1 protein-coding gene is annotated in these 949 nt (G+C 41.3%); it reads left to right on the forward strand.

Translation table 11 applies throughout. The features are described 5' to 3' along the window. Positions 1 to 949 (forward strand): IS30 family transposase (locus H5975_RS08350; protein WP_239473185.1); only part of this gene is annotated, 949 nt, incomplete at both ends.

A 949-nucleotide genomic window follows, 5' to 3' on the forward strand; every position in this document is an offset into this window, starting at 1 on the left:
CTTACTAAAGAAGAACGTGTGATGATTGCGACTTTAAAGTCGCAAGGACTTTCCAATCGCGCAATTGGTCGCCAATTAGGAGTTAATCATCAAACAATTAATAACGAGCTCAACCGTGGTACGGTCCGCCAACTTCGTCGTCAAAAATCTAATGGTAAGATTTACGAATATTCTTACTACATCTATAGTTATGAAGCTGGTCAGGCCACATATCTTGAACATCACCGCCATTCTGGTCGTCGTCGCTTATATTATTCTTCAAAGCAATTTTTACGATTAGCTGATCAGCTAATGCTTGGTGAGTTTGACGACCACCATTACTCCCCACAAGCGGTTATTTATAAGGCTCGAGATTTAATGCATGATGGCACCCTGATCCCAAAGTCGGTTGTAACTTTATATCAATGGATTAATGAGGGTGTGCTTCGTACGTCCAATTTAGACCTCTTTGAAAAACCTAAACGTAAGCATCATCGAACTCATCCGCAAGCTAAAAGGTGCTTAGGGCCTAATATTGCTCAACGACCTCAAACTGCGGACCAACGGTCCGAAATGGGCCATTGGGAACTAGATACCGTTCAGGGACAGAAAAACGGTAATGACAGTGTTGTACTAGTAATGACCGATCGCCTTTCACGAGTTAATATCACGAGTAAAATTGCTGGTAAAACTGCGCATGCAGTAAATCAGTTCTTTATAAATTTACGCCAGAAAATGGGCACAGATGCTTACTATCGCATCTTTAAGACAATAACCTCTGACAACGGTTCAGAATTTAGTGAGTTAACACAAGTTCACGATCATGTTTTCTATGCTGATCCGTATTCCCCTTGGGAACGTGGATCCAATGAGATCAATAACCGGTTTCTCCGCAAGGAGATTACCAAAGGTGAAGCTATAAATAACTATAGTAGTGCTCAGATCATAGCGACTAATGATTGGATGAATC

The organism is Limosilactobacillus coleohominis (assembly GCF_016901675.1).
GTDB lineage: Bacteria > Bacillota > Bacilli > Lactobacillales > Lactobacillaceae > Limosilactobacillus > Limosilactobacillus intestinavium.